The organism is Segatella oulorum F0390, assembly GCF_000224615.1.
Lineage (GTDB): Bacteria > Bacteroidota > Bacteroidia > Bacteroidales > Bacteroidaceae > Prevotella > Prevotella oulorum.
Genome location: NZ_JH114227.1, coordinates 1 through 719, shown reverse-complemented (window position 1 = coordinate 719; position 719 = coordinate 1). Strand labels below are relative to the sequence as shown.

Annotated in this window: 1 protein-coding gene; it reads left to right on the top strand. The window is 62.9% G+C overall.

Annotated features, from left to right (window positions below; all coding sequences use genetic code 11):
• Nucleotides 1-719, top strand: a 719-nt coding sequence (locus tag HMPREF9431_RS13320; protein ID WP_004381589.1) for a DUF6261 family protein, incomplete at both ends; no start/stop codon positions are given.

The following is a 719-nucleotide window of genomic DNA, read 5'->3' as shown; positions in this document are numbered from 1 at the left end:
CCCAGCAGGATACCGAGCTGACGGCCAAGATGCAGCAGTTGGACGACGACCGCGACGCGCTCCTTTCGCAGCTCTTCTCGACCATCCGCAACAACCGCCGCTCGCCCGTGAAGGCGCTGCGCGAACCGGCCGAACGATTGATGAAGTTGGTCGACTCCTACAAAGGCATTCAACGGGAGGTGCTGCAGGCCGAGAGTCTGCATGTGAACGGTCTGTTGATGGATTTGGCGAAACAATCGGCCGACACCGCCGCGCTAGGGCTGACGGCGGTCATCGCGATGCTGAAAACCACCAACGATGAGTTTGAGCAGTTGGAGCTGAAACGCATCGATGGCACCGATAAACCGGGGCTTTCGTCGACGAGTGCATTGCGTCCGCTGACCGACGAGGCATTCTACGAGGTGCGCGGCAATGTCGAGGCGGCCTTCTGCTACGCCACCACCGTGGCCGACAAACAGATGATTGCCACGCTGGTGGACAACATCAACGCCGTGCTCGCCCGCTATGCCACGAGCCGCAAGGCGAGCGAGGCGCAGAAGGCCATCGCGCGCGCCATGGAGCTGGAGAGCAACCACCGGCTCATCGACCCCTTGCTGCCCGCCTTCGCCACGGCGGCGGGCTATGCGGCAGGCGACGTGACCTTCACCGGTCGCACCTTGAACCGCAACAGCGAACTGCGCTACGAACTGCGTGTGGCCAGCACGGGTAAGACGCTGTGG